Raw genomic sequence first — 22,557 nt, forward strand, 5'->3', positions numbered from 1 at the left:
CGACAACAATATGCTGCCGGTAAATATTTTATTGCCTTTATTCATATGAATATACCAATGGAAGCCTTTGGAATCATTCTACCGTAAATCATTTTAGAGGAAAGATAATGCTTTTAATTATAAAATGTACATTCAACACTTATTATTTTATTCTTATTATTTCTTAGTCAGATTCACAAAAAACTTATAATAAGTATTCCTGTTAAGAGAATAATCTCCTACCTCACTTTCCGGCATATGATTTCCAAGAGGTAATACATAATCAGGTTTATCATCGGGGTTTGGCGTACTATTTGTGTACCAGAAGTTTAAAGAAGTTGCATCTTCTGGATTATTAGCAATTCTCGGTGCTACATAAAAGAAAATCTTGACACCCTTACTCAAATCAACCGTCTCACCACTTACACCTTTAGCCAATATATTAAAGGGAGTTGCTTCAGTAAATAGGTTATTTGGCGAAGTTTCTCCGTGATAGAAATACACTTCCTTTTCCAGATTCTTTATTCCAAGATACAGTCCATATCCCTCATTCACATTCATATCCGATTTAATTTCAAATTCCAGACGGCTGATCATACGCCCCAGTCCGATATTTAACCGTTGTGTTTCCGAAGTCACATCTCCCGTATATTCCCCAAACATATAAATACGTTTCACATGCCCAATCTGCAGACCGTAACTGTCGTCTGCATTTGGATTGGTTACATACGGAATTGTTATCTTCTCGGTTCTGAAGGTCTTTAAATTTGTGTTGACTTTATTCTCTTGGTCAGTAAATACCACTTTCATAACTTCTTCCTCCGGGACATTAGCCATTATACATATAGCACAATTCTCGCCATGATAAAATTCATTAGACGCAAGAGTTATATTATACGTAAGTACCCCGTTCGGAGTTGTCTCATTCACCAGATTTATATATTTGAAAGGTTTATCTGCAGTGCCCAATTCTCTACGCAGATTACCCTCCGAGTCGAACTGAAGTATAGCCAGTGTCTTTAACGAGTTCTCCATTTCCGGAATCATCGGGTCAGATGCTCGCGAATAGCCGTATGGCACCTGTCCCCATTCAAAATCAGTTGCCGACACACTTATTGTAAGAGAACCGTCCGAAACGTTTCCTGTTTCATCATCAGGTATATTATCACTGCAAGATGTAAATATTAAGCCGCTTACCAATGAAACCGCAACTACAGACAGTATATATTTCATGTAATTCATAATCATATTGCTTGTTAAATATTCTAATAAACATCATCTACATAATAGGTACATTCGTTTCCCAACCCACATTCATCCATTCCATAGCCGCAATTCCATCCTTAAGATTTATGGTTCCCATATAATGATAAGAATAACCGGTCAGAAAAAACTTCCTGCTCAGCATCATCTGGAACTGGCTCGGCACACCGTTCACTCTCATTGAGAACAAAATGATAAGCGGTGTGGAATAAGCATCAGTAGGCAGAATGGATGTTTCATAAACCACCTTCTCATTTGTAATTTCCACAGGCTCTGTAAGCGTCAACTTGGTATTCTTATTACCTCTGTATGCTATTAATGTATCCGTACCCAACGTCCAGTTCCACGGACTATTTTTGTCAATAGAATAATTATTCTGCAATCCGTCTATTTCCACACCCGTAGTCTGAACACCAAGTTTATATACATTGATCCCTGCCCTGATTGTAAATTTCAGTTTGGCTGTCTGGTTAATCAGTGGGTTAAGTTGTACTTCAACCACAGGATTTACCCCATTATCAAGTTTTTTTGTTACGCCCGCAGTACCTTTTGTAGTTTCAGCAAGATCAGTATTAAACCTATCCCTTTCATCATTGGCTATCACGTATTGCCCGTTCTCAATATACAGATGTTTATCATCAGTAAGTTCACGTGCCGGACCAATGGCCCTGAAAGTATATGTTCCCGATTCAAGATATAAAGGGACATCATTTTCGTCAGTAACATTGCCATCAGCATCAACTTTACATGGATACAAGGTGTTACCTTTAACCACAAATGATTTTACTTTTTGAAGTTCATTAGAATTATTCTTATAAACAGCAATCCACAATGTTGTACCATCCGGTATTTTAACCGGTGAATAATTATCCAATGGATTACTGCGCGAAAGGTCTGAAAGCGGTCCTCCGTACGAACCGGAAAGAGTGAAATTCACACGCACGCATCCTTCCGGGATTTCTTCCAATGCGCCTTGTTCATGCAAACTGTCATCGCATGAAACCAGTATTATAGATGTAAAAAACAGAAATGTATATAAAAAATTCAGAGTTCTAATCATACTCGTTAGGTTTAATAACTTAGTTTGTAATATCTCTTACTAGTCGTAGCTGACCTCCATTACCTCCATAGTCTTTAGAAGAAAAGATATATTGATTAGTAGCGTTATCACCTGCAATCTTAATACGTAATGTCTTAAAATCTTGGGAAACACCTATCCTATCTGTCGTCAAAAGAATCGTTTCCGTTCCAAAATTTCCAATCTTACCTGGCTGCCACGAACCTGCTCCTACCATTCCAACTATAGGTATATACATAACAGCCGAAGGATAATCCCAATTATAATTACGATAATGATATTTATTGTTTTTATCACTATCTCGGAAAAGGAGCTTATCATCTTTTGATGCTGTATATTTTGAAATTACCAATACATAATTATCAACACCATCAATAGGGCGAATAATATGCCATCTGATACGATAAGCTTCATCAGTACCTATTTTTTTTATTGCATAAATCGTTCCCCAATAAGGATCATCAAATCCAGACTGTTTAGTTATCTTTTCCAACGGCTTACTTACGTTATCGAATTCAACATCAGATTTGCTAATAACATAAACAGAAAAATCCCCATTAGAAGGATCTCCTTTCTCACCAACATTATTTTGACTATAAAAATTTTTTGGCTCATAATCATAACTATCGTCATACGGAACTTTTAATGAAACGACATTTACACTCAACGTATTAGGTTCATTACCACCTTTATCACTTACATTACTTAAAAACGTAATATTCCCTGCAGCTGGACAACTAGGCATAATACTTAAAAACTCATCAGCAGAAGGAATACGCCATCCGGGAGGAACTGGTTGGTTTGAAATACTATTTGCCCATATTTGGGTACCGATTATACTCGTCCCACTATAAAAACCTGCATAATTCGAATTAGAAACAGTACTTATATCCTCTATCAATTGGATATAATTCTTCTTATTATTATTAATTGGTACTTGTGCATTAGCCGTCGCATTAGATGTAACAGAATAAACCAATTCACTTTCATCTAAAGTGTTAGGGAAATACGGAATATTCCTTTGGAACTGATAATAAAAGCCGGTACAGTTGTCAAACGAAACCATCGGATCAAACTCCGTAGCTCCTAAGTTTCTGTCCGACCACACAAGGTTATCGAACAGCAACGTATTTCCTAAAGCTACCTCCTCATACATGTCTCCCTGCACTCCTTTATCAGTCTCACCATCAAGCCACGGATATACCTCTGGTCTGATGGCTATCACATGAACATTACCGGACATAAAGAACACCTGGATATGATACGAATAGTTTTGCTCAAAATTAAGGTTTTTTACCCCCAATCCTGACTCTGTAAGTTTTATTTTTACCCTATTATCTGCATCAAGTGAAAATTTGCTGGCATCACTACCTGCTAAAGTAAGATATAAATAATATGGGTCGGTATCTTCATTCAATGTAGGAAAGACAGTAGAAGTAACGAAATATTTTACATTCTCAGTTATATCGTTATCTGTGTTATCTGTAACTTCTTTATATTCCCATAAAGTTCTCATACTTCCACCACTATATTCTTCGGGAATAGAAAAAGTATCACTCTTCACGTCATAATCCATAGAACTGTAATCACCCTCCAGCTCTATTTTTGTGACCTCCAAATCTTTATAAATTTCATTAGTTTTTTCATCCGGCTGTTGCAATATGCTTATCTTTAACTGCGACATGATATGTTTGAAATTCATCACAATCAAGCCTTTACTATCAATAGACATACTGTCACGAACATATTCGAACTCACCTCTATAATAGTCCGTCAGTTGCCTGTTTACAGAACCTGTAACGGATGGAATAACTTCGCCATTATCTCCTATTGAGAAAGTATATCCTGTTGTACCTGATTTTGGAATAAAAGCATCACTTACTGTTGTTTTATTATCAGCAAGTCCGTATATCGTAAAATTATCCACAAGACGACTTCTGTTGGCATCATCCATCTCAATATAATGACCAGACGATTCATAAGCAACAATACCATGTCTTGTAATTGTATCGTTAAAAATATAATTACCTGTTTTATTATCATAAGCCCATAAACGATATCTTATACCTTCCTTAAAATTTGCATTTGGCGGAACGCTTCTTGAGATATTCTCCCCCTTGGTTCCCACAATCTTTATTTCATCCGGATTATCGGCATATCCTTCCATATCTTCCTTTACACATGAAAAGAAAAGCACGGACATCAGAATCAGATTTACAACTGCTATATATACTCTCTTTACCATAACTTCAATCATTATAAATTAGTACAATTACACTGTTCACGGATTAGTAATAGGTTGCACCGGATGTACATGAATACCTCCATCTTCCCATGGAACAGCTTCAGCCTTTACAGTTACTCCCGAACGTTTAAAATGCAAAAGTATATCATACATATATCCGGGAATGAACTTATCGCCTGTTGTACATGTGTTCTTGTTGTTATCATCATCGTACCACATATCTCCCTTAATCACCAGATTCCATGTTTCAGTGGTGGAAGCTGTCTGACCTCCACTGATGGAATAGAAATCTGCTGTAACCTTAATTTTCAATTCAGGAGTGGAAGAATTATCAACAGGCGTATATTTTGTCTCTCCAAAAGGATCTACGTAGTAATCTTTCGACGGATCATTATAATTCAAATCACACGATACAACATAGCAAGCACCAAGTTCTCTTTGTTCACCCATATTTATTATACCTGGATATTCAATCGTAATTGTATCAGGGGCAGGTGAATATCCACCAATAATATAAGTAGATTTATCCTTTTTAGTATCATTATCTTCTGAATTATAAGTAAAAAGTTTAAAATTTGATGGTAAATAAAATAGTTTATATTTATCATTCTGTGTTTCATTATAAACCGTTTCATTATAAACCGTTATATTGACATTTTTAACCCCTACAATATTTTCCATAGACTCATCTCTTTCTCCACGGAATATGATACATGCCATAAGATGACGGAATTTCAGCTCTTTATCCGAATTTGTAAAAGGATAATCACGTGACGCCGAATGTTCTACACAACCATCGCACGTCATGAAATCAATTTTACCTGTCGAATAACCAGGTTTTACCAGAAGCTGGGAATAATCCGGCTCGTCATCAATAGTATCCGGCGACAATGCAGCAGCAGGATAATACCCCGTAGCATGGATAGTAGCATCACCAGCAGGATATTCTTGTTTTGTGTTGAATGCAATCCTAGTCTTATTACTGTAATAGTCTATTTCATTATCAAGAATAGAGACAAACCGTGGAGAAGCCAGTGTATCATTATTTTCTATCCATGCACCATGAAAAGTCTCTTCATCCCAAAACAGGAGCTGTGCCCTTTCCGCATCGTCTTCTCCGACCTTGGAATCGACAGTGGTATGGACGCTTATAAACGAAGACGCTTCATTGTCCGTACTCTGTTGTTCGTAAGCATCATTACATCCTGCCGTCATTCCTATACTAACAACGCACGTAAACAGGATTCTCATTTTATATGTCAACTTGTCTATATTCATAAAAACATTTCTCTTATTCCAAAACTACCTCTGCTTTTCCACCTACTTTCCAACCGGTCTTAACAGTATTCACCAAGATGTTATCTCCCTTCATGGTAGCGTCACCCGGACCGGAGATGGATTTTATGTTCACCAGATAATAGGCATTGCGCTCCACTATACTATTCGCAGGGTCCTTTCTAGTACCATCACCTGTGGTAGAGTTTGAGTCGGTATTGTCCAGATATATATAGTAATAACCTACACCGTCAGGAACAGTGGCGAACTGATCAAACTGTTCTGCATTTGTACTGACACGTGAAAATATTTTAGCCGCGCCATAAGTAAATACCATCGGAAGATTTTCTGAGTCATTCCAAAAATATGTTTCATCAGGCAAGCCCTGCGAATTGTCATCCTCTTTCAAATAGTTTTCCCTTTTCAATGAAGATAAGAGAACGGCCTTCGCCACCTCCTCGGACGAACACAAAATAGTACATAAGGATTTAAAATTATCATTAAGATTATCTGCAGCTGTTATTTCATTCTTTATTTCCATTCTTATAGCCTCACTTATTGATATATTATCAGGGCTCTGAACCCAATCTGCCAGACTTCTTTCCACTACAATCTTTTTAGGAGTGAATTTCGCCGAAACTATCAAATGTGTTACCATTGGCCAGGCGTCCGACTTATAACCATTAAATGCTGTAAGTATTTCTCCAGCAGGTAATGCAAAAGTGTTTTCCGGACAATACAATCCTTCTGTATATGGATTATCAACAGAGTTATCATTCGATGTAGGAATTCTGCTTGCGTCATATTTCTCTGCCTTTGCAAAATAACTTTCAAAATCCGAAACACTCTTTATGCTGTTAAAATAAAAATCCTGATAATTGACAGGATTTATATTGTTATCTTTAACTTGAATATTGTTTTCTATGTTGAAATTAGGGTCTTCGGGTATACTAAAATTAGGGTCTTCCGAAGAAGTAAAATATTTTTGCATGAGGTAGCTCTTGGTATTCAATCCGTTGATAAGGTATTTCACATTTTCCAGACGAATCCATCCTATACCGGCCATAGGAGCTGCCAATGTACAATATTCAATATCATTTGTTTTAGTTGTTGTTGCCGTGACATGTACTTTTGCCACAAGCCGTTTCAGTGTAAATGGATTATCAAACACATACAATTTGTTTTCTATGAAATCCAATATCTGACCCTCAGTGCAGAACATGGCAATATCTGTTGCACGTGCATATTCTTGAGTCATACCATACCCCTTGCCTTGCATAGCCAGAGGAATCTCATATTCTGCATTTGCTGTGGTTGCGAAATGACGTGCCTGTTCATCACTCAAATTGGCCGCAATATATACACGTTTCCTTCCGAAATCTATATTTTTAAGTTTAAATGTATTTTCTCCCTTATTTAAACTTACCTTTACATAATACATCGGCTGCCCCTCCACCGGATTACCATCATCCTTCAAATTCTGAAGGAACAGATGTCCGTGCGAGAGCCTGTTCTCATAAGCAGTGTCCGGTAGAACCTCATCCGCCTCTGCACGCGACCTTGAAGAGCCATTGCCATCTAAATTTACATTAATCGACACTACCAAATCTCCCGGCACGACTTCCTCTTCCTCCACTTCTGCGGAGAAATTATCTGCGGCACAACCTATCATGGAAAATACAATGATAAGTAGCGAGCAGTACTTTATAATATGTCGGTACACAAGTAGCATAAATTATAATGTAAAACAATAGCTTAGTATTTAGTAATATGTCAAATCATAATTCCACATTCTGAATCCTCTTGCTCCATCCCAATACGCCGATTGAGACATTGACGTAAGCCCAGCTATCGCCTGCGAGGAAGAAGGTAAGGTCGTAATCATAGCCGCGGTCAAGGAACTCCTGTTTGGTGTATCTCTTGGTCTCGTCATAGCTGCTTAGTCTGGTAAGCAAGTCCGGCAGATTGACCTCAATAACTTTTTTGCCTGTATTCTTGTCTTTCACCACCAGCACCTCGTCGTCTGCGGTACTGTCATGGAGAATTATTCTGGAAGTCATGAAGTCGGCATGCCCCATGCTTCCCACTCCCGAGCGGCTGTTCACATCGGGATCCTGTGTGTTCCACGACACGTATGGCGTACATCTTGCCCTCACGCTGTTGTCCGGCGTGTTGTCGTGATTGAGAATGACGTTCGCTCCGTCAATGTACATATCATAGTCATCAATGTTCATGGCGTCAGGGTTTTCAATGTCCCTAAGCACCACACTTATAACCTTGGTATTCCTTACTAACGAGAGAGTGTGATAGACATACTTTCCCTGAACCACTTCCACGGGTTCGTCCGATTTGGAATGCCACAATGTGTCAAGCGGAAGATTCTGATGGTCGATATATAGATTGCCGTCTATATCGGATACTTTGTGCGAAAGCTCCACATTGAGATCTTCCATCATTAAATTCCTGTCGTAAAATCCTCTACTCCTTACGAATTTAGCTCCATTTTCCTCAATGAGGTCGGAATATTTTCTTTGCATTGCGTATGCCACAAACTGGTATTTTCCTACGGGCAGGTCGAAAAACATTGCATAGTCATCATCTTTAAGTGGTGAGAGACCATCCTCGTTGGCTTCTGCCTTGCCGGCTACGTATCGTCCCTGTTCGTCGAATACATATACGGTAACTTCTCCTACATGATCGGCAAACATATCGGAATGCTGGAGGTTGTAGTCGTATTTGAATTTCAAGAACACACCTATGTCGCATCCGCTTCGGTCGTCGAAGATAAGGTCGGTACACGATGATACGGACATGCCCAGCACAATTACGGACATGAGAATCTTCAATGTATGTTTAAGCCGTTGTTTCATATAAAAGTTGTTTTATTCAGTGTTTAAAACCTGCCGCAAGCGGGTTGGGCTTGCAGCAGGTGTTTTTTAGTTTATGATTTTATTATAGTTCTACGCCTTGAGTACGTTTTGCCCATGAGAGGATGTTTATAGAACACTTGATATAACCTTCTTCGTCTTCTACACCTCCTTCACCTGGATCTGTTACTCCCGGCGCACCCGGACCACTTACGCTGTTAATGGTAATCTGATACCAGTTATTACGTACCACACCGTATGCACCCAAGAAATTACTATCTTCAATTGTTCCTGAAGGCTTAGTAATATCATTAAAATGCTTGATAGGAACAGCATAATAGTAGCAACCACCGTCTTTGTAATAACGGATAGTTCCTAATTCGTCAAGGGCAGTATCATAAGTATTTCCAGAAATTCCAGTAATTAACGTCTTTAATTCCTCAGCACCAGTGTAATAACCACCGTCAGCTTTTTCATTAATGCCTAAAGTTAATGAAGCTGTACCATTAGGGTCCAAGGTATTTTTAACTTTTTCCAGAAAATCCGCTTTAGTTACAGTAGCAGCATTATCATCAATCATAAAGAAAGACTTATCTTCAGAATCAGCAATTTCGTCCACCCAATATGTAGCTTTAATCAATACTGCAGTTGTATTGTTATCTTTAACATTTGCAGCAGAAGCTGTATTTTCCAAACAGTACTGAGGAACTATTGTGCTGGTTGAGTAAGCTCCCCAAGATTTATCTTCCGGTTTGTTAGTTTCGTTGTACACATTAAAGTCAGTAGCTGTAGCATCATAATTGTTGTCTATTGCCCAATAGATGCGCTTCCAAGATATTTTATTAGGTTCAGTACCCTCTTCATATACAGCTGTATTTCCAATAAAATAAGATTTAATAGTTCCATATCCTAACCAAGTAGCAATACTAGACACATTTCTCAAAGGTTTTGTGTTCTTATTGGTAACATTCAGAGTCCAACCTAATTTCGGAGCATCGGCACTTTCATCAATAAAAACTACTTTATCGCCTGTATAAATACTACCGTCTTTCTTTACACTAAGTCCACTTCTATTGTTTTCTGTAAAATAATCACCTGGAGAAGTAGGATTAATACTTACATCCACCTTAGCTACTACTCGCTCAACATAGATATTAGCTGTTTCAGCACCATCTTTTGTTTTACTAACTGTCACCGGCACTAATGTCTGAGCTTTAGTTCCATTGTATAACGGAGAATTAAGCATTAAGAAACCATTCGCATCAGAAGTGATATCACTTGCATTTAGGGACCATTTTCCATACAAATCATTAATGGTTGATGTACCAGCTTCCAAAATGATAGGCGCATCGCCACTCTTGAAAGACAAACGCTTACCATCATTCTCAACTGAAACGATACTATTGTTCAAACCATTATTCAAAATTACCAACGCATACATCTGGTTTTTATCATCGGACAACATTGGAGCATCAAGAGTCTGTACTGTTACTGTAGATGACACATGTTTGTCATTATCAGGAGTACCAGTTAACGTTCCCATATAATATGCCTTTACAAGTTTCGCAGCATTTTCTCCATCAGTTTTAACACCTTCAAAGAAAGCAATAATACCATTTTTCACTGCATACTCTTTTTTATCTCCATCATCCAAATTATTATTTTCATCAAATGCCCTCGAGCTACTTACACTTGGCAGATTGATAGCCACCTTTACATATCCCTCACCGGTCTTTGGACCGTCATTTTCGTTACCCGGATTCTCCAGGTTATCGCTACAAGCAGCAAACATGCCTGCCACCATAAGCAAACTAAAATACTTTAGATTTCCCATACATCTATAAATTAATTCATTTAACATATAATATTATTTCAAAAACTCCATATTATGTTTTGCCGCATCCAGATTGCCTTTCAGTGCCTTTTCTATATGCTGTTCCGCACGAGCGTAATCCTTGAGCAGCAGATAAGCCACTCCGCGCGCATTCTCTGCTTCTGGAACGGACGATTTAACCTTCTCAAGGTATTTCAGCGCTTCCTCTGCCCTGCCCTGCTCAAGCAATGCATTAGCAGCGTTGAGATTGGCTGTCTCATCGCAGGGATACATCCTTACTGCCACGTCGAACACATGGTTGAAATCCTCCGAACCGGGCTGGTATGTCTGAGCGACGGCAAACATCTCTTCAAGGCTGAGACGCTGAGGGGCAGTCTTTACAAGCTCCTTAGCCTCTTCGAGCTTGAAACTGCGTATCACGTAGTCTATGCGGTAGTCCGTGCGGCGAAGCCCGGGATAGCAGTCGTTCAGTATTACCTTATACGACTGGGGGAACTTCTGCTTCATCTCCCTCTCCTTGCGGTCGATGTCCTCAGGTCCGTTCTCTATGTGGGCGAGTATGGCGTCCTTGTCTGCCAGTGTGCTTGCTTTGAGATATTCCACCAGGCCTTCCCAGTTCTCAGGCTCGTACGACGACCTTATTGTGGTTGACGGGAATCCGTATCTGTCGATGAGATATTTTTTCAACGACTCCGTACGGCCTTCTGCCAGACGTCTGTTCGACGGATAGCTTCCCTCGGGCGACGCGTATCCTTTTATCTCGATGGAGGTGATGGTGAAATCTCTGTCGTTCTTCACTGTGTCGATAGAAGCTATAATACGCTGCAGCTCCACCGGATTCTTTCTGTAGGAAGGATCTATCTCCGTACGGTTCACACGGAAGTCGAGGTATGAGCGGCCGCTCAGTTCGCGTGTCTTCACAGGCTCTGCCTCGGGCACCACGTACGCCAGACGGGGAGTGAAAGCTATGTCGGCATTGCACAGCGAGACTGTTCCGGCAGGATTGACTTTTCCGCATCCGCACAAGTCCTCGGATATGCTCAGACTGGAACTGTCCATCCATTCGGAGTAAGGCAGCGTTACTGCATAATCGAGTATCTGGGATTCGTCTGCCTGATTGTTTTTACTGTCTTTGCGGCGCTTCACCATTACGGCATACATGTCGGCGTCAAGGTATTTCTGCTCCGGATTACGCTCGACGTATATGCTGCGCTTGCGCCCCATAATCTCCACGGGAGGAAGATATGCACTGCCGGTGCCGGACAATGAGGCGAACCGTGGATGCAATATCACAGACGAACCGGATTTTATTTCTGCCGAAGAGATGTCTATCCGCATGCTGACCGTTACGCTGTCGCGATGGCGCAAAATGCCCGCGTTGTCCACCACAGTACGGCTCTGCAGCACCTGCTGGGCATTCACACCGGAAAATACCGTCATGGATGCCGCACATATTAATGAAACTAATGTTTTCTTGCTTTTCATAACGCTTGCCTCCATTGATATTAAAATGCAAAAATTATATTTAAAGCTGCCTTTGTAGGTCCTATGTAATGGTGGGGCTTATTGTCCTCCATCTGCTTGCCGCAGTTGGCACATTTGTACTTGTCAGCACGGGTATATATGTAGCCCAGTCCCAACTCTGCCTCCAGACTCCAATGGCGCGACAATATCCACTGATAGCCGTAGCCCACACCGATTCCTGCCATCCAGCCTTCGTATCGGTAGTCCTTCAACGAACCGAAGTCTGTGCCGAAAAGCTTGAAACCGGCATCCACATTGCCAATATTGTATATACCGCCCACCAGATGAGCCCCAAGAAAATGTCCGTTGAAACGCTCGCAGAACCAGTAACGGAGTTCGGGCTGGACAGCCATAATCTTCATTTTCTTATTGTCCGAAAAAGTCCAGGGATTAAGAAGGAAATGCCAGTCGGTTGTAAACTTCTGCCCTACGGGAAGTTCCAGAGCTACATTGGGAGTAAGCACACCCCAATATGCGGCGTTTGTCTTGACAGACACCACCTGGGCAGAAAGCACGGAAGAAAATAAAAGGAACAAATACAGAATGACGCACTTCCTGCAGACAAAAAAATATTCACCAAATGTTTTCATAACATTATATTTTTTTGAACACTCTTTTTTTAGATTAAGCCTAAAATTAAATACATTGCAAAATTACTACTACATAAAAAGAAATTCAAATATAATAATTATTATAATGTCATGAATAGGCATTTTACGAATTGACACAAACGCCCGCAAAACACTGTCAATCAAGACTTTTTACAATTTGACACAATTCTCAAATAATATGACACACGGATTTTATGACAATTTGGGAATTATCTTTCCGAATTTAACTGTTCGATGAACATTTTTGGACTCAGACCGTATTTCTCCTTAAACAAGCGGTAGAAGGTGGAAATATTCGGTATCGCACTGGCATCGCCAACCTCGCTGATTGACATTTCAGGATGTTCGCGGAACAGAGTGACAGAATAGTTAAGGCGCATGTTATTGAGATAAGTGCTAAGATTGCCGCCATCAGTGGCTTCCTTGATAACTGTAGCAAAACGGTTGCGGTCAACGCCCATCACAGACGCATAATAGTCGCGCTGGAGATTATAGTCAAGATAAAGGCGTTCATTCATCACAATCGAATCAAATCTTCGGAACAAAGCCTCATTTGACATCTTGTTCAAATCAGCCTTGCTGAAGGCTTCTTCAGGAGACTTCGGTCCGGCAGATTCCACAACCTCAGCCGAACGGACATCATCCGATTTCTCCAATTCGTTGACGGACGATTCCATAGACTTATTCAGCTCGACAATCAATCTTGAGATATCACGATTCTTTTTCCTCAACATCATGCGTTCCATGAGTATAAATATCAGGAATAATATTAAGAAACCTATCAGAACAAACAATGCGACAATTAGATTCTGACGAGATTTCAGTTCGTTCCTGGCAGCTTCTATACCAGCCTCGTACCTGATATAGTCAGCGGCCTTATACAACTCAAACAGACGGTTGGCATCGATATTCCTACGATAGGATTCGATTATATTATTATATTTCTCCAGGCAACGGTATGCATATTCATACTTTCCAAGTCTTTTTAATGATATGGCATCCTGTAAAAGAGAACGCCTGTATACTACTGAAACCGTATCGGCATTATCAGTAGTCAGGAAAAAAGCCTTATTGTTGCTTATGACATCTTCATACCGGCCTATCAGCAACAGATAAGGATTAATCTCGAGCGCTCCCATCAATGTGCCGGACATTCTTGTGGCTTTATACCGAAGATAATAATCGTTAGCTAGTGTATGCCTGTTCAACTTCAATGACAGGTATGCCATCTTACTGTAATACACTCCATACATCCGGTCAATAAGAATGGGATTTATCTCATCGCTGTTTTCAAAACGCTTCAGGAAATCACCACTACGTTCGCATACTTGCCATGCCTTTTCGTAAAGGCCGGAATCGATATAAAAATCGGCCAGCATGTCAAGAATAGCAGATATACGCAACTTGCTGCCTATGTCTGTCTTACCGTTAAATATAGATATTGCATCTTCTATTATCTTGTACGACTTCTCATAAAGTCCCATCCTGTTCCATATAATACCCTGGACATACATCATATTGGCCTCGAGACTGGTATCACCGGTTCTACGCGAATATGACAATGCTGCCGTCACCATATTGGCAGCATCCATAAGGCGTGACGACAACGCATACGACTCGGCAGCTATTACAATTGTACGGAACATGATGGCGGAATCATTGCGCGCCTCCTCGGAATGAAGTACCGAATCGGCATATATGGACGCCCTGTTGTATTTACATAATGAGTAATAAGCATAACTGCGCAGATAGTTTATCCTATGTTCCTTGTATCCGCCTGTGTCTTCCATGCTGTCGAGTTCCTCCAGAAGCTCCTCGGGGGTAACTGAAATTTCACGCAGAATCAGTGACGGCAGTGTGGATTCCTTAGAATTTACAGATAATGATATATATAATAGTATAAAGAATATATAATGTAACCTCATATAAAAATCGTATATTTATACTCCGGTCAAATATACAAAAAGTACTTGGAAAATATTTTAAATTATCATCAAAATCTTCATCCGAAGCAATGAAAAAAAAAGCGTGGGCAAACCTAAAAAAAACGTGGGCAAATTTAAACCAAAACTTGCCCACGTTTTATCCAAGAATTGCCCGTGTTTTTCAAAAACGCAAAATCGGTTTTTTAACTACCTGAAAAGACTATAGCCGTATCTTCAAAACCGGAGCTATTTCATTAAGTCCCGCCTCCGGCAGATTAACCTCAAGACCTTTTTCTGTCCGGATGAAATCGACCTTACCATACCCAAGCAACTCGACTTCATTTATTTTACCATTAAGCAGGCGGCTTGATTCCGACAATGATTTTATTACAATCATTCCATCTTCAGGCCATGCCAAAGCCACGGCATAGAGGTTATTCCCTTTTTGCGTAAATCTGATTTCCTCGGAAGTAGCAACGCCATAAGCGCCTTCATTGAATCCCTGGGCATTCAGGGCTATATCAGAATCCGCAATCGGTCCTTCTCCAAAGACCTTCCACGGACGGCTGTCATAATATCCTTCCCAATTATTGATTTTCTTATTAAGAACATTTTAATATTGATCAGGTATTACAAAAGTACGAATAAAAACTGATAAACTGAAAAATGTAGCAAAGTTATCGACAGATAGGCGTTTTAGGGGAAAGTCATGGAGAAACGGGTAAAATTATTCAATATAAAAAGCCGTTTTATCTTAGTTCATCAAAATGTTTCTATCTTTGCGAAAGTTAATGACTTGTGTATGAGCATAGACAATCTCGATATAGTAAAAGAACTGATAGCTGGTGCGGAAAGCGATACAGTGGAATTCAAGGAAACCACCGGACAACTGGAGCGAGGAGTGGAAACACTATGCGCTTTTCTGAATGGTACTGGAGGCATCGTTTTGTTTGGTGTGACTGACAAAGGGAAAATCATCGGACAGAAAGTGAGTGACAGGACGAAACGTGATATTGCGGAAGCAATACGGCGTATAGAACCGTTTGCCAACATTGAAATATCATGCATTGACATTCCTGATACCGACAATAGCATCATAGCCTTGTCAGCGGAAGAGCAACGCTATATGCGTCCATTCTCATATAAAGGACGTGCCTACCAACGCATTGAAAGCGTGACATCATCCATGCCACAGGAGATTTACAACCAACTTCTGATGCAGCGTGGAGGAAAATACGCTTGGGAGGCAATACCAAATTCCGACCTCAAAATATCCGACCTTGATGAACATGCCATAATGGGTGCAGTACGTGGTGGCATACGATGCGGACGTTTGCCTGAAGCCACAATACGGGAAGACTTGCCGACCATCCTTGAAAAATTCAACCTGTTGCATAACGGCAAACTGAACAATGCTTCAGCAGTTCTGTTCGGACGTGATTTTTATTACTATCCCCAATGCCTGCTCCGACTGGCACGTTTCAAAGGCACAACCAAAGATGAATTTATAGACAATCAGCGTGTCACAGGCAATATATACACTCTGTTGGATGCGGCAATGTCATTTTTCTTCAAACATCTGTCTCTTTCCGGAAAGATTGTAGGGCTGTATCGTGAAGAAGAACTGGAGATACCTTATAAGGCTTTGAGGGAGTGCTGCACAAATGCTTTTTGCCATCGTCTATATCACCGTCCCGGCAGTTCAGTGGGGATAGCCATTTACGATGATCGCATTGAGATAGAGAACAGCGGAACTTTTCCACCGGACATGACAATGGAGAAACTGCTAAGCGGACATAATTCAGAGCCGCAAAACCTAATTATCGCGAACGTTTTGTATAAAAGTGAGGTGTTGGAAAGTTGGGGACGCGGCATCAGTCTTATGATTAGCGAATGTCGTCGTGTGGGAATATCCGACCCAGAGTTTCATACGGACGGGAATAGCGTATGGGTCGTTTTTCATAGGAGAGCAGTCGGGCAACACCCGACAGCTACCCGACAGCTACCCATCAACTCCACCACAGCTACCCCACAAGTGGAAAGGGTGTTAGTGGCAATTGGCGAAAATACTGTTGCTACGAAAGAGATTATGAGTATAATGGGCTTGAAAGACAAAAGTAATTTCTTGGAACTTTACCTATATCCTGCAATAAGACAGAATCTGGTAGAACCTCTTTATCCGGAAAATCCAAAGCATCCTCGGCAGAAATACCGTCTCACCGACAAAGGGAAGGAATTTTTGAAGCAACAGTAACTATATGACGAAAAACATAAAAGTTAGATACTGAATTACAAAAGTACGAATAAAAAATGAGACTGAATCCAAAACTTCAGTCTCATTCTTTTTAGATACACTTACATAAACCCGTTATGTAATAACCGACATATTGTAAATACCTATTGAACTTTCTTGCCCCAATAAGTCTTATTATTACCATATCCTGCATAAACAATGGTATGTGTTCGCGGCGATGCTTCCCAATCTGTCTCACGTTGTAAATAAAGTTCTATGCCATTATCGAACTTAAGGATACAATTATTACTGTCGAACTCCCATGTGGCACCTTCCCAAGTTCCGGCAGTTACCTTATGATCGGCAGAGAGAGTCATTGTCACAGAAGTCCTTTGATTTGCGTATGAGTATGACAAATCAATGTGCTCCCAGTTTCCTACAAGCTCACTCTCATTAATAGCAACCTGCGGTACGGCTCCATATCGTTCAGGCATAACCAAGGGCCAACCGTCGTCGGTCCATCTGATGCTTCTCACATGTCCCATCATGATGGCATTGCTGTATGCATTACCTCCAACATTTGCGGGGAAACGGCCCTGAGAAGCAAAATACCAGTTGCCATTACCGTCGTCGAAAACACAGCAGTGGGAAATACCAACCCAGCCGTCACTCTTATTAAATTTATAAGGATGAGTCACAACAGGAAGAATATCACCACCCACATTAGTTATATCTGTACCGTCAATTCCCAAATAAGGACCTTCAATATCAGCAGCTCTGGCTACACGAGTGTTATACGGCACATCCAATGCGTCGTAAGCCATGAATAAGTAATAATATCCGTCATGATAAACTATCTCCGGACCTTCTGAAGCCTGCCAGCGGTTACCCATCTGGCGTGTGGCAATAAGCTTTCCATAGGCCGCGATATCATCATTGGTTCCCCAAGGTTTCGGCAACTCGGCTTTTACCTTTCCTGTCTCTCCATCAAGTTCCACCAATGCGATACCACTATGCCATGAGCCATAAACCAGGTAATGCTTTCCATCACCGGTAATAATATAACTTGGATCAATAGCATTCCACTTATAATAACAATTAGCCCAATTATCTGCGGCGACATTATAATTCAACCCTTTATCAGAAGCGTTCGTGATGACATAACCTTTGTCAATCCAACCGTCATTGTTCGCAGGATTATCATTCTCCATCAAACCTATAAAGGCACGCTCACTCCAAGTGCCATTACCATTAATATATCCGGGACATACTATGGAATAATACATACGATACAGGCCATCCCTCACTTTTCTGACACACGGAGCCCAATAGCCAAAATCAGAGACATTGGGCGACACATCATTTAAGCCCATTTCAGCCCGTATTTCATTAAGCTTCGGAATTACCCAGTCTGGCAAATTCTGCATTGTACCGCCAAGATATTCCCAATCCACCAAGTTCTTAGAACGACGTCCGTGGAAATGTCCGCCGGCAGTATGAGCGTTTCCATAAGAAGCATCTGTCTGATACATATAATAATATCCATCTTCAGCAAGGACTACAGTAGGATCGTGTACATTACTTAAGTTCCATTGCCCACGTTTGGACCAATCGGCAATACTGACGTAATTGTCTTCATAAGATGGTGCAATATAATTGTCCAGCTGTGCATCAAGACTTTGTTTCTCTGTAGTTACCGCAAGTACATCAGAATATGTGTAACGACTATCAGCATAAATATAGGCACAAACATAATATGTAGTATTACCCATCAGACCGGAAACAGTAGCACTGAAACTGTCATCGGCATCTACTACATTATCATTAATATTGGGAGTCTGATTATTGGCACTATAACAAAATCCTCTCTTTACAACCGCATCCGAATTGCCGGAGACGGAAGACGCTACAGTGAATGATGTTCCTGAAACTGACAGGACTTCGGGCTTAGATACTATAATATCACTGCCGCTATCGTACTCAATGTCATTTTTATCACTACAAGCGGTCAGAACGAATAGAAACCCTATAAATGTCCAAATAAATGATATTTTTTTCATTCAGTTATTTTTTTAATCCATGCCTTGCCATATTAATTAAAAAAATGGGAAGACATGGATTGGAATTAAATCAAAGTTAATCTACATCGAAAACGAGATGGCAACCATCAACTGTCAATGCAAAATTCAAATCATCAGGATTGACTGTATTTATACCCAAATAATATTGAGTGGAAGTTGTTCCTGTTGTTCCCTGCATAATAGCCTGTACATCAGCTGTGCCATTACCGCAGTTAGTCACATAGACTGTTACCACAGCTCCATTCATTCCCGCAAGCCAAGTAGCCCAATCACCTTGAGTACCGGCTGCACGGCAAGCCGCATAACCATTGCCCCATCCGTAGTTATCGGCACGAACCACTCCATATTCATTCAATGCCGCTCCGCGAAGTACGACAACAAAGTTATTCCAGTTGCCTGCCATGCTGCTATAGTTTGTAAATGAGATTGACTTGGTTTCACCTACAGGGACATTGAACTCATCGGAGAAAGCGCCCCAAAATGCAGTTGAATTGTCTTCAGCTCCAACCATGGCTATGCTATTGTTCACTTCAGACACTGCTGATTCGGCAACAGTAACATTTACTTGAGCTGTCACTCCATCCTCGGCAGATATTGTAACAGTTTGAGTGCCTTCTATGGCAGGAACAGTAGAGAAACTAAGTATAGAATTATCAACAGGTTTTGATGTTCCATTAACATAAGTAGCAGTGACAACCATACCTGTCGGGTCAAAAGCCAATGTTCTGTCTGTCAGTGCTTCTGTAGCGGCAGAAGTATAAACGTAATATGTATTACGTGTAGGCTGTGTTGTAACTTCTATAGAAACTATTTTCTCTACAACTTCGAATGTGGCATTTGCCATTACCGGCTGATTACAGTTCTCTCCCTTAAAAGTCTTGTTGTAAACAGCTACAAGTATTTTCTCGCCTGGAGTATCCATATCCGGAATGGCTGAAAAGCTCAAATCGGCAGCAGTAACAGTCTTGGTCACACCTTCTTCGAAAGAAACTATTGCCGTAACATCTGCCATAGCATCTTCAAGAGTTGTTCCTACATTAACCCTTGCCGGTACGTTCTGCAATTCCATTGATACAGGTTCCTTGTCTTCTGCAGAAGTATATCCTCCTATAGGCTCAATATTCGACTGAAGGAAGTCTATATAAGAACCTTCGGGTACAAGGAAGCAGCGTATGTTGGTATTACTTGGATCGGCATTCAGGTTTTCAAGTGCATAAGGCTGTTTATATGACTTGGTAACCACTCCGTTTGTCATCGTAACAGTGAATGCCTCGGCATTGGTTCTATCGACTGTCAATGTAACCTTTCCACCTAATTTATCGACACCGGCATCAGTATCTGTCTCAAAAGTAAGTGTACTTTCTACGTATGAACGGTCAATATAATCGCCCCACTCTGAATTGCCCGAAGGCTGATTATCGAAACGTATTGCCCCGTACTCCTTATAATCCTCAGCACCACGGTCGGCATCGGAGCATATTATCAAAGCAAAATTCTTATATGTGTTAGTAGCACTAGGATTAATATGAAGATTGAATACCGCATTCCATTTTTCACCATCCGGAACTACATAGTATTTTGAAAATGCTGCCCACCATCCACTGGAAAAATCAGCATTCCCAATTGTATAAACATCTTCTTCCATACCTTCGAGAACCTCTTCTGTTCCCTTATTGGCATTTGCTATAGAATCGACTTTCTCTGAAATCCAATCTGGTGCGTTAACTTCGTATATTTCACCACCTTCGCAACCGGTCAATGCAAGAAAGCCCAAAGCCATTGAACCGCATACGGATAATATTTTATTGAAATGTCTCATTTTATTTTATATAAAAAAAGTAATTAACTAAAGCCTTCCTATTCTTAAACTACTTGCTTAAATCCACTACCGGACGTACAGTCCATCCTTTTTCCTGGAAATAAACAGAGTTATCTGAACTTAAGTTTGCAGAGTTTCCTTCCAAGTTAGGGTTCTTATTCATAAGACTCTGTACAATAGGCAAGAATTCGTGTCCCGGCAAATAGGTATCGAATGAACACTTCAACTCTGAATCGCTTGAAATATCACTGTAGCTGACCGGATCTTTAACATTCTCTGTAGAACGACGGAATGTGCCGTGTTCTTTAAGCTGGTTCAGACGACCTTCGTCATAGAAGAATCCCCAACGAATCAAATCAAACCCACGGCCGAACTCACAACCGAATTCTTTTGGACGCTCTACATTTGCTATCTGTTCGAACAGCTTGTCGGCTGTATTGAAATCCGAAAGTTTCAAGTCAGGTAAATCCGCACGTTGGCGTACTTCATTTATCCAATCTATTGCTTGTTGTGTAGGTCCATTCACTTCGTTCTCACATTCAGCCGCACGCAGTAAAACGTCAGAATAACGCATCAAACGCAAATTAATACCACATTTCAATCCTGTCACAACTGAATTATAAAGTCCGGTACGAAGATTAGTATTTTTTGCAATGGGCAAACCACCATAGTTATTGTTTGTAACAACATTATCTGTTGGCGTAAGTACATGCGTATAAGCGACATTTCCATATTCAAATCCTTCCCACTCCGGCTCGTAGGTTCCTATTGTCCAATACAAGCGGGGATCAAGAGTTCCGTTTTTGGTACGTTCGCTTTTAAACAGGTTGTATAACCATGGTGAAGCCGAGATATCTGCCCAACCACCATACATGCCAGGACCAAAGTTACTTTCAATGGCATGACCTTGTGTAGCGTTAGGACTGGTATTTACCGGTGTCCATTCATCATCTGTACCCTGCGAACCAAAATCAAGGAACTGAACCTCGAAAAGACTCTCATCATTATTTTCATAGGCTGAACCTTCACGGAAGTTATCGCCATAATTGTCCATCAGTCTGTAAGTACCGTACTTCTTGCCGATAATATCCTTAAGTACTGTAAGCGCTTCACTGAATTTGTGACGTACCATAAGAGTACGTGCATAATAACCTGCCGCAGCACCACAGGTGGCACGTCCGCCAGCCCATTCGCCACCTTCATCGCGCGAAGGCAACAGCTCCATAGCCTCCTTGAAGTCCTTTTCCACCTGATCAAGGACTTCATCATAAGTACTGTTGGCTCCATAAAGTCCATCCAATGAAGAATAACTGTCGTAGTCAGTTATAAGAGGTGGATTCTGGTAATATCCTGCCAGATTATAATATGACAAGCCACGAATGAAAAGTACCTGTCCCTTGATACGTTTCATCTTTTCCGAGAGCTGGCTGTTATCATCACCACAACGCGAAATGGCGAAATTGCAAACATTAATAGTATAATACCATTCTCTCCAAGGCCACCATGTAATGTCTGAAGTAACTTCAGCATTCAAGTCGTCAAACGGCAGATACCAAACCTGAGATGAATTCCAGGCCTCATCTCCACGGCACACATCTATAGTATAACCTACACGGGCATAAGAGCCTTCCATACGTATATGGTTGTAAGCAGCGATAACACTCTCCTCCAAATCATCGGCATTAAATCCGAAAGTACTTGATGTCTGTTGGTTAGGATTTACCAAATCCAATCTGTCGATACAAGAAGACAGAGTTCCTAATCCTAGAATGAGAGCAAGTGAATATTTATATAGTTTCATACGATATGTTTTTTTTAGTATT

The 22,557-nt window shown here is 40.6% G+C and carries 14 protein-coding genes and 1 pseudogene; 1 reads left to right on the top strand and 14 read right to left on the bottom strand.

The features are described from left to right. Positions 1-156: 156 nt before the first annotated feature. The 11 genes and pseudogenes from H6A27_RS09315 to H6A27_RS09365 form a co-directional block, all read right to left on the bottom strand. Positions 157-1,221: a hypothetical protein gene (locus tag H6A27_RS09315; protein ID WP_204508491.1), complete on the bottom strand. Its 1,065-nt coding sequence runs from the start codon at positions 1,219-1,221 to the stop codon at positions 157-159. Positions 1,222-1,258: 37 nt separating this feature from the next. Continuing rightward, complete coding sequence (locus H6A27_RS09320; protein WP_204508492.1) at positions 1,259-2,302, bottom strand: BF2992 family fimbrillin-A clan protein; 1,044 nt, start codon at positions 2,300-2,302, stop codon at positions 1,259-1,261. Positions 2,303-2,321: 19 nt separating this feature from the next. Continuing rightward, on the bottom strand, positions 2,322-4,565 hold the full coding sequence (locus tag H6A27_RS09325) for a fimbrillin family protein (protein ID WP_204508493.1): 2,244 nt from the start codon (positions 4,563-4,565) through the stop codon (positions 2,322-2,324). A 36-nt stretch (positions 4,566-4,601) separates the two neighbouring features. Then, entirely contained in the window at positions 4,602-5,843 is a 1,242-nt protein-coding gene (locus H6A27_RS09330) for a hypothetical protein (protein ID WP_204508494.1), read from the bottom strand. A gap of 13 nt (positions 5,844-5,856) precedes the next feature. Beyond that, positions 5,857-7,563, bottom strand: a complete 1,707-nt coding sequence (locus tag H6A27_RS09335; protein ID WP_204508495.1) for a fimbria major subunit — start codon at positions 7,561-7,563, stop codon at positions 5,857-5,859. A 55-nt stretch (positions 7,564-7,618) separates the two neighbouring features. Continuing rightward, complete coding sequence (locus H6A27_RS09340) at positions 7,619-8,710, bottom strand: FimB/Mfa2 family fimbrial subunit (RefSeq protein ID WP_204508496.1); 1,092 nt, start codon at positions 8,708-8,710, stop codon at positions 7,619-7,621. 82 nt (positions 8,711-8,792) lie between these two features. Next, positions 8,793-10,541, bottom strand: coding sequence for an Mfa1 family fimbria major subunit (locus H6A27_RS09345; RefSeq protein WP_204508497.1), 1,749 nt, complete (start codon positions 10,539-10,541; stop codon positions 8,793-8,795). 33 nt (positions 10,542-10,574) lie between these two features. Beyond that, positions 10,575-12,026, bottom strand: coding sequence for a DUF3868 domain-containing protein (locus H6A27_RS09350; protein ID WP_204508498.1), 1,452 nt, complete (start codon positions 12,024-12,026; stop codon positions 10,575-10,577). Between the two features lie 20 nt (positions 12,027-12,046). Next, positions 12,047-12,655, bottom strand: a complete 609-nt coding sequence (locus tag H6A27_RS09355; RefSeq protein ID WP_204508499.1) for a DUF3575 domain-containing protein — start codon at positions 12,653-12,655, stop codon at positions 12,047-12,049. A 230-nt stretch (positions 12,656-12,885) separates the two neighbouring features. Next, positions 12,886-14,601 carry a helix-turn-helix domain-containing protein gene (locus tag H6A27_RS09360; RefSeq protein WP_204508500.1) on the bottom strand — a complete coding sequence of 572 codons (1,716 nt, stop codon included), beginning with the start codon at positions 14,599-14,601 and terminating at the stop codon, positions 12,886-12,888. Between the two features lie 220 nt (positions 14,602-14,821). Continuing rightward, a pseudogene (locus H6A27_RS09365) lies at positions 14,822-15,190 on the bottom strand (alpha-L-fucosidase C-terminal domain-containing protein); the annotation flags it as partial. Positions 15,191-15,403: 213 nt separating this feature from the next. Between H6A27_RS09365 and H6A27_RS09370 the strand changes: the two are divergent. Next, a complete protein-coding gene (locus H6A27_RS09370; RefSeq protein ID WP_204508501.1) occupies positions 15,404-16,855 on the top strand; it encodes an ATP-binding protein in 1,452 nt (483 codons plus the stop codon). 143 nt (positions 16,856-16,998) lie between these two features. On the opposite strand, the gene H6A27_RS09375 is transcribed toward H6A27_RS09370, so the two are convergent. The 3 genes from H6A27_RS09375 to H6A27_RS09385 form a co-directional block, all read right to left on the bottom strand. Beyond that, complete coding sequence (locus tag H6A27_RS09375) at positions 16,999-18,894, bottom strand: arabinan endo-1,5-alpha-L-arabinosidase (protein WP_204508502.1); 1,896 nt, start codon at positions 18,892-18,894, stop codon at positions 16,999-17,001. A gap of 76 nt (positions 18,895-18,970) precedes the next feature. Next, on the bottom strand, positions 18,971-20,734 hold the full coding sequence (locus H6A27_RS09380; protein ID WP_204508503.1) for a hypothetical protein: 1,764 nt from the start codon (positions 20,732-20,734) through the stop codon (positions 18,971-18,973). A gap of 49 nt (positions 20,735-20,783) precedes the next feature. Next, a complete protein-coding gene (locus H6A27_RS09385) occupies positions 20,784-22,535 on the bottom strand; it encodes a RagB/SusD family nutrient uptake outer membrane protein (RefSeq protein WP_204508504.1) in 1,752 nt (583 codons plus the stop codon). Positions 22,536-22,557: the final 22 nt, after the last annotated feature.

This window comes from Bacteroides caecigallinarum, assembly GCF_016902295.1.
In the GTDB taxonomy this organism is placed as follows: Bacteria; Bacteroidota; Bacteroidia; order Bacteroidales; family Bacteroidaceae; genus Phocaeicola; species Phocaeicola caecigallinarum_A.

Bases quoted from the DNA above. Each gene is read 5' to 3' on its own strand.
- H6A27_RS09315 (WP_204508491.1), bottom strand. From the start codon at position 1,221: ATGAATTACATGAAATATATACTGTCTGTAGTTGCGGTTTCATTGGTA.
- H6A27_RS09320 (WP_204508492.1), bottom strand. From the start codon at position 2,302: ATGATTAGAACTCTGAATTTTTTATATACATTTCTGTTTTTTACATCT.
- H6A27_RS09325 (WP_204508493.1), bottom strand. From the start codon at position 4,565: ATGGTAAAGAGAGTATATATAGCAGTTGTAAATCTGATTCTGATGTCC.
- H6A27_RS09330 (WP_204508494.1), bottom strand. From the start codon at position 5,843: ATGAATATAGACAAGTTGACATATAAAATGAGAATCCTGTTTACGTGC.
- H6A27_RS09340 (WP_204508496.1), bottom strand. From the start codon at position 8,710: ATGAAACAACGGCTTAAACATACATTGAAGATTCTCATGTCCGTAATT.
- H6A27_RS09345 (WP_204508497.1), bottom strand. From the start codon at position 10,541: ATGGGAAATCTAAAGTATTTTAGTTTGCTTATGGTGGCAGGCATGTTT.
- H6A27_RS09350 (WP_204508498.1), bottom strand. From the start codon at position 12,026: ATGAAAAGCAAGAAAACATTAGTTTCATTAATATGTGCGGCATCCATG.
- H6A27_RS09355 (WP_204508499.1), bottom strand. From the start codon at position 12,655: ATGAAAACATTTGGTGAATATTTTTTTGTCTGCAGGAAGTGCGTCATT.
- H6A27_RS09360 (WP_204508500.1), bottom strand. From the start codon at position 14,601: ATGAGGTTACATTATATATTCTTTATACTATTATATATATCATTATCT.
- H6A27_RS09370 (WP_204508501.1), top strand. From the start codon at position 15,404: ATGAGCATAGACAATCTCGATATAGTAAAAGAACTGATAGCTGGTGCG.
- H6A27_RS09375 (WP_204508502.1), bottom strand. From the start codon at position 18,894: ATGAAAAAAATATCATTTATTTGGACATTTATAGGGTTTCTATTCGTT.
- H6A27_RS09380 (WP_204508503.1), bottom strand. From the start codon at position 20,734: ATGAGACATTTCAATAAAATATTATCCGTATGCGGTTCAATGGCTTTG.
- H6A27_RS09385 (WP_204508504.1), bottom strand. From the start codon at position 22,535: ATGAAACTATATAAATATTCACTTGCTCTCATTCTAGGATTAGGAACT.